The sequence below is a fragment of the Cyanobium sp. LEGE 06143 genome (assembly GCF_015207535.1).
Lineage (GTDB): Bacteria > Cyanobacteriota > Cyanobacteriia > PCC-6307 > Cyanobiaceae > NIES-981.
Window position 1 is genome coordinate 1 of record NZ_JADEWP010000180.1, and the last position, 5,299, is coordinate 5,299.

Sequence of the window (5,299 nt, forward strand, 5' to 3'; positions counted from 1 at the left end):
TCGCAGGTTGCTATGCAGTACGTGATCAGGAGATCAGTGTGCCTGTCGAGGGAAAGAATCGGCCAACATGGGCAGATTTTGGCACCCGAAAGGGTGAAATCAGCCAAGCCAACCTCAGATTCGCCAAACGTTGTTCATTCCGAGCAAATTCCAACCTTGGACCCACTTTCAGGGCTCGTTGCCCAGAGGCTCCTTAGATGTAATGGAGATGGTTACTGCGAGAGTATTACCGCTCCTTGAACCTGACACTCCTACCACTCTCTAACACCACCATGCACCTGAGCCGCCACCGCATGGCTATCTTCTTCGCCGTGCACTCCTTGCGGCCAGGTGATGGCCAGCGTTTGTTTGACCTTGCAAAGCCCTTGATGCAGGTTCTCTTGGGGGGGGGCCTGGGCTTCAGGTTAGAGTGGGCTTAGGAGGTGTGTCATGTCAATAATTATAGACGAGAAGCTAGAGGAGATCGCCGCAGTTTGCAAGCGATATGGGATTGAGCGTCTGTTTGTCTTTGGCTCAGCTTTGAGAGAGGACTTTAGGCCTGGAGAAAGCGATATTGACCTTCTTGTTGAGTTTGGCCCACTGGAAATCACCAAGCGCTTCCATGTTTACCTTGACGCTCGCGAGGCGTTCAGGAATATCTTTCAGTCTGACGTTGACTTGGTGATGCAAGGAGCGGTGAAAAATAAAGTTATTGCAGGCGAGATCGATCGTACAAAGCAGCTGGTTTATGGCGCGTGATCTATCCGCCTATTTGCAGGATGTCCTTGATGCCTGCAATTCGATTCAAGACGTCATGAGCGGCGTCTCGTTGGAGGACTACCGAAGCACGCGTGCCATGAGATCTGCTGTCGAGCGCGAGTTCATCATTATTGGTGAGGCCCTTAGAAGGGTCAGAAACCTTGATGAGACGCTGTTTAGCTCCATATCCAATTCTCATGCGATCGTTGATTTTCGAAACCTGCTTGCTCATGACTATGGAGCAGTTGATGACGATGCCGTTTTCGGGCTTGTCTACTCAGACCTGATCGTGCTGAAGGCGGAGGTCAGCGAGTTGTTGGATGACTGTCATGACGCAAACTAACCATGCCATTCACCAAAGCCGCATCCGTGGCGTTTCTGATTCCGGCCCGAGCTCGCTGCGGCCAGGTGATGGCAAGCGTTCGCCGAATCTCTGTGAAGGGCGGCGGGCTGAGCAGAGGAACAGGATGCGCTCTAGCATTTGGGATATTGCTACAGTGGTTTTAGGTCGGAGCCAAACATGAATTTCACTTTGGAGTGCGAACAAGAAGTAGACGGTCGGTGGATGGCCGAGGTGCCGGAGCTACCTGGAGTCCTTGCATACGGGAGTTCCTCTGCTGATGCAATATCAAAGGCTGAAGTTCTAGCCCTTCGTGTTATCGCTGATCGGCTTGAAAATAGCGAGGCCGAGCCAGTCAGCTTTCGGTTTTCGCTTCCACTCTCTGCATGAGTAACTGGCCTTCAGCCAAAGCCCAAAAAGTATTAGCAGCCCTTCAGTCCATTGGATGGAGAGTTAAGCGTCAGTCAGGATCTCACAAGACGCTTGAACATGCAGACCATCCGGACTATGTCTTTGCTTTCCATGATGGCGAGGAGATTGGCCCCAGGATGCTGTCGCGAATCGCCAAGCACACCGGCCTCAAACCAGGTGATCTGTGATGCAGGCGAGAAATCGGCTAACAATGCAATACATCTGAGCCGCCCCCTGATGATCTTTGTTGAGCTTCCTGGTCATTGGCGGCCAGGTGATGGTGAGCGTTATCAGTCATGCCTTGGCCGGCCAACTATACCTCTGATCTGTGGAGTCGGCCGGGATTGAACCAAGACAACCGATTCCTCAGCGGAGCGCCACCTCCCTGGCCCAGTCAGTTCAAGCTCTTCTGGATCAGATTCACTTGCTCGGAGAAGAGCAGTTTCAAGTGCTCCAGGCAGTGCGAAACCTTGCCAGGGAAACCATCATTCCAATGACAGAAGAGGTCAAGTATGGAGGCATTCTTTTCACTTCTGACGTCCAGTTCGGTGGTGTTTTTGCGTACAAGGAACATGTCTCCGTGGAGTTCAGCCTGGGCGCCAACATCAAGGATGAGGACGGGTTCCTGGAAGGCGGTGGCAAGCGGCGCCGTCACCTCAAGCTCAGACATCTTGACGATATAGCGGGTAAGAAGTTGGGGAAGTACCTTCAGATGGCCCTGGAGGCCGCCAGGAGAAAGCCGTAATTTAACCTGCTAAAATTATTTTCTTTCGCAACTGAGAGGACTTTCAGTGGCAGTACACAACATGTCTGCATATCCAATCCATCTGGGTCTTGGTGCAACCGCCGAGGTTGAGCCTCTGTTCACCGGTGGCATGGATTGGTACTCAGAATACATCAACCGCCATAGCGTAGACGGTGCGGAGGGGCGACTCGTAAGCATGCATCAATTCAACGCCTCGTGGGACATGTGGGAGATGCATCCGCACGGGAGCGAAGTTGTTCTTTGCACCTCTGGTGCAATGATCCTCTATCAGGAAGATCCTGATGGCCGTCACTGCTCCATCACACTGAGGCCAGGCCAGTACGCCGTCAACCCACCAGGCACCTGGCACACCGCTGATGTGGAGCACGAAGCAACGGCACTGTTCATCACCCCAGGATTGGGCACTACGCACCGGCCGCGATGAGCACTGTTTGATCCATCCACAACGGCAAGTCGATGCGGAACTCCCCTTACTAAGGTGGACCAGTTTTCGTGTCGCCGCCGGACCAGTTTTCGCTGTCGCCTGACATGGCGTTCACCGGCGCTGATCTTCCAGCTCCAACGATGCGCCTGCACACCTTCCTGGCGGGTGATTCCAAGGCCCGGGAGTGGCTGCTGGGAGTGGTCGATATCGTTGAAACCCTGCTGCCAGCCATGGTGAGGCTCAATGTGGTGACAGCCGAGGAGGTTGACCTGGCGACACTGCGCAAGCGTTTGCTCGACGAGGTGACGGCAAACCGCAGCGTGATCATGGGCCGCTCCGAAATCGGTATCTGGACAACCGTGTGAGGAAACGCCACCCATCAGTGGGGCTGGAACAACGCCCGCCACTGCTGCTCCTGCAGCTCGGCTTCACGAGTGCCCTCGGCGGGGAATTGCGGCAGGAAGTCCTTGTCCCTGGAGGGTTGGTACGGGCCCTGCTTGAGCTCGAACATCACCGCATCGGCGCTGAGGGCCACGAGCGTATGGAACTGACCTTCAGCCAGCTCGATGCCCTGCAACGGCCCGCCGGCATCAAGGCGCAGGGTCTGGGTCACCTGGCCGTGCTGATCCAGCAGCAGCAGGCCGATGGCGCCCTGCAGCACCAGGAAGCACTCGAAGCCGCTGCCGGGTTGCTCCCTCAGGTGCCTGTGCGGGCGCACGTAAGTGCCGGGCTGCAGAGCATTCAGAAACCGCTGCACCAGGTCGGGCAGATGGTGCAGGTTGTGGCTGCGGCGGCGACGCGGCGAAGCCGAGGCCTGCCCGCTCAGCTGATCGAGCAGGGCCTGATCCATCAGCTGCAGGGCAGGCCGCTCAGCTGCTGGCCGTTCAGGATGGGGCAACGGTTCAGGGCATCGGGCGGACGGCGGCATGGGCACAGCATGGGCACAGACCGGCAGTACAACAGCTTTGCCGACTTCTACCCCTTTTATCTGGGCGAACACGCCAACCGCAGCTCCCGGCGCCTGCACTTCCTCGGCGCCAACCTCGCCATCGTGCTGGTGCTGCTGGCCCTGGTGAGTCAGCGCTGGTGGCTGCTGCTGCTAGCCCCGCTGCAGGGCTACCTGCTCGCCTGGGCGGGACAACGGCCTCTTCGAGCGCAACCGCCCCGCCAGCTTCCGCTATCCCCTGTTCAGCCTGCGCGGCGACTGGTGCCTGTGGTGGGAGATTCTCAGAGGCCGCATCGAGCTCTGAGCTTCAGAGCCCCGTGGGCCGCACCCGCAGCAGGCGGCCCTGCTCCTCATCGGTGAGCACATAGAGCGCTCCATCGGGCCCCTGGCGCACATCCCGCACCCGGGCGCCGATCGGAATCACGGATTCGGCGATTACGGCACCGTCGGCATCGAGCTGCAGGCGCTGCACCCCGCCGGCCACCAGACCACCGGCGAACAGGTTGCCGCGCCATGGCGGCACCGCCTCGCCCGGGAGCAGCGCCAGGCCGGAGGGGGCGATCGTGTCCATCCACACCCGGCTGGGGTCCACGAAACCCGGCGCGCTGCTGGTAGGCGCCACGGAGTCGCCGCTGCTGTATTCGAGGCTGTGGGAAACCACCGGCCAGCCGTGGTTGGCGCCGGGCCTGATCAGGTTGAGTTCGTCGCCGCCCCGGGAGCCGTGCTCCGTGGCCCACACCCGCCGATGCACCGGGTCGTAGGCCAGGCCCTGGATGTTGCGGTGGCCCAGGCTCCACACCGCTGGGTCAGTCCCCGCCTGGCCCACGAAGGGGTTGTCGGAGGGAATGGAGCCGTCGTCCTGGATGCGGATCAGCTTGCCCAGGTGGCTGGCCGGGTTCTGGGCCTGGAGCCGGATCCAGGCCCCATCGAGGCTCACGGGCGGGTTGCCCCCATCGCCGATCGACACCAGCAGCGTGTCATCCGGCAGCCACAGCAGCCGCGAGCCGAAGTGCTGGCCGCCGCTCTTGTCACGGTTCACCGTGAAGATCACCTGCCAGTCACTCAGGGCCCGGCCATCGAAGCGGGCCCGGGCCACTCGGGTGCCGTTGGCCTCCCGGCTGCCATGGGCGTAGCTGAAATACACCCAGCGGTTCTGCGCAAAGCGCGGGTGCAGGGCGATGTCGAGCAGGCCCCCTTGGCTGGAGGCGAACAGCTGGTTGGCGGCCACATCGGCCACGGGCGCCACGCCGTGCACCGGCTCGGGATCCAGCACACCGGCGCGGACGACCCGGAGCCGGCCGGGGCGCTCGGTGATCAGCAGGTCGCCATTGGGAAGCCAGGCCACGCCCCAGGGTCGGTTCAACCCCTCCACCACAGGCTCCAGCGCCACAGCCTCCACGGGCAGCCGGGCCGGATCCGGGCTCAGCAGCGCCGCTGCGCCACCGGCCTGGCCATCGCCCGGCTGGGCGACGCAGCGGGGCAGACCCGCTATCGCCAAGGCCCCGATGGCGAGGGACATCGCCAGCGGGGCCAGAGGCCGGTCACGAGGGGGAAACCAGGGCAGGGAGGGCGCCAAGGGASTGGGGCTTGCGGCCCCCAGTCTGCTGGCTTCAGCCGAGGGCCTTGGCCTTGGCCACCACGTTGTCCACCGTGAAGCCGAACTGCTCCATGCAC

Annotated in this window: 7 protein-coding genes and 2 pseudogenes; 7 read left to right on the plus strand and 2 right to left on the minus strand. The window is 60.6% G+C overall.

Going from position 1 to position 5,299, the window contains the following annotated elements; translation table 11 throughout:
• The first annotated feature begins 429 nt into the window (after positions 1 to 429).
• The 5 genes from IQ216_RS11455 (at position 430) to IQ216_RS11475 (ending at position 3,044) form a co-directional block, all read left to right on the plus strand.
• On the plus strand, positions 430 to 738 hold the full coding sequence (locus IQ216_RS11455) for a nucleotidyltransferase family protein (protein WP_193815558.1): 309 nt from the start codon (positions 430 to 432) through the stop codon (positions 736 to 738).
• A complete protein-coding gene (locus IQ216_RS11460) occupies positions 728 to 1,081 on the plus strand; it encodes a DUF86 domain-containing protein (RefSeq protein WP_193815559.1) in 354 nt (117 codons plus the stop codon). The genes IQ216_RS11455 and IQ216_RS11460 overlap by 11 nt, the downstream gene beginning before the upstream one ends.
• 383 nt (positions 1,082 to 1,464) lie before the next feature.
• Positions 1,465 to 1,677, plus strand: a complete 213-nt coding sequence (locus tag IQ216_RS11465; protein ID WP_186698283.1) for a type II toxin-antitoxin system HicA family toxin — start codon at positions 1,465 to 1,467, stop codon at positions 1,675 to 1,677.
• Positions 1,678 to 1,817: 140 nt separating this feature from the next.
• Positions 1,818 to 2,234 (plus strand): DUF1801 domain-containing protein, encoded by a 417-nt coding sequence (locus IQ216_RS11470; RefSeq protein ID WP_370566725.1) that lies wholly within the window; start codon positions 1,818 to 1,820, stop codon positions 2,232 to 2,234.
• 549 nt (positions 2,235 to 2,783) lie between these two features.
• A complete protein-coding gene (locus tag IQ216_RS11475) occupies positions 2,784 to 3,044 on the plus strand; it encodes a hypothetical protein (protein ID WP_193815560.1) in 261 nt (86 codons plus the stop codon).
• A 14-nt stretch (positions 3,045 to 3,058) separates the two neighbouring features.
• Here the strand turns inward: IQ216_RS11475 and IQ216_RS11480 are convergent, their stop codons facing one another.
• On the minus strand, positions 3,059 to 3,529 hold the full coding sequence (locus IQ216_RS11480; RefSeq protein WP_228007437.1) for a WbuC family cupin fold metalloprotein: 471 nt from the start codon (positions 3,527 to 3,529) through the stop codon (positions 3,059 to 3,061).
• A gap of 87 nt (positions 3,530 to 3,616) precedes the next feature.
• Between IQ216_RS11480 and IQ216_RS14500 the strand changes: the two are divergent.
• Both IQ216_RS14500 and IQ216_RS14505 read left to right on the plus strand, forming a co-directional pair.
• A pseudogene (locus IQ216_RS14500) lies at positions 3,617 to 3,808 on the plus strand (Mpo1-like protein); the annotation flags it as partial.
• 25 nt (positions 3,809 to 3,833) lie between these two features.
• Positions 3,834 to 3,929, plus strand: a pseudogene (locus IQ216_RS14505) (Mpo1-like protein); the annotation flags it as partial.
• Positions 3,930 to 3,932: 3 nt separating this feature from the next.
• Here IQ216_RS14505 and IQ216_RS11490 read toward each other — a convergent pair.
• The gene (locus IQ216_RS11490; protein WP_193815562.1) at positions 3,933 to 5,144 is read right to left on the minus strand and encodes a PQQ-dependent sugar dehydrogenase; all 1,212 of its coding nucleotides are present in this window, start codon (positions 5,142 to 5,144) and stop codon (positions 3,933 to 3,935) included.
• Positions 5,145 to 5,299 lie beyond the last annotated feature (155 nt).

What these genes read in the sequence shown, in the direction of transcription:
- IQ216_RS11480 (WP_228007437.1), bottom strand. Translation starts at nt 3,529, where the DNA reads ATGGATCAGGCCCTGCTCGATCAGCTGAGCGGGCAGGCCTCGGCTTCG.
- IQ216_RS11465 (WP_186698283.1), top strand. Translation starts at nt 1,465, where the DNA reads ATGAGTAACTGGCCTTCAGCCAAAGCCCAAAAAGTATTAGCAGCCCTT.
- IQ216_RS11490 (WP_193815562.1), bottom strand. Translation starts at nt 5,144, where the DNA reads ATGTCCCTCGCCATCGGGGCCTTGGCGATAGCGGGTCTGCCCCGCTGC.
- IQ216_RS11475 (WP_193815560.1), top strand. Translation starts at nt 2,784, where the DNA reads ATGGCGTTCACCGGCGCTGATCTTCCAGCTCCAACGATGCGCCTGCAC.
- IQ216_RS11455 (WP_193815558.1), top strand. Translation starts at nt 430, where the DNA reads ATGTCAATAATTATAGACGAGAAGCTAGAGGAGATCGCCGCAGTTTGC.
- IQ216_RS11460 (WP_193815559.1), top strand. Translation starts at nt 728, where the DNA reads ATGGCGCGTGATCTATCCGCCTATTTGCAGGATGTCCTTGATGCCTGC.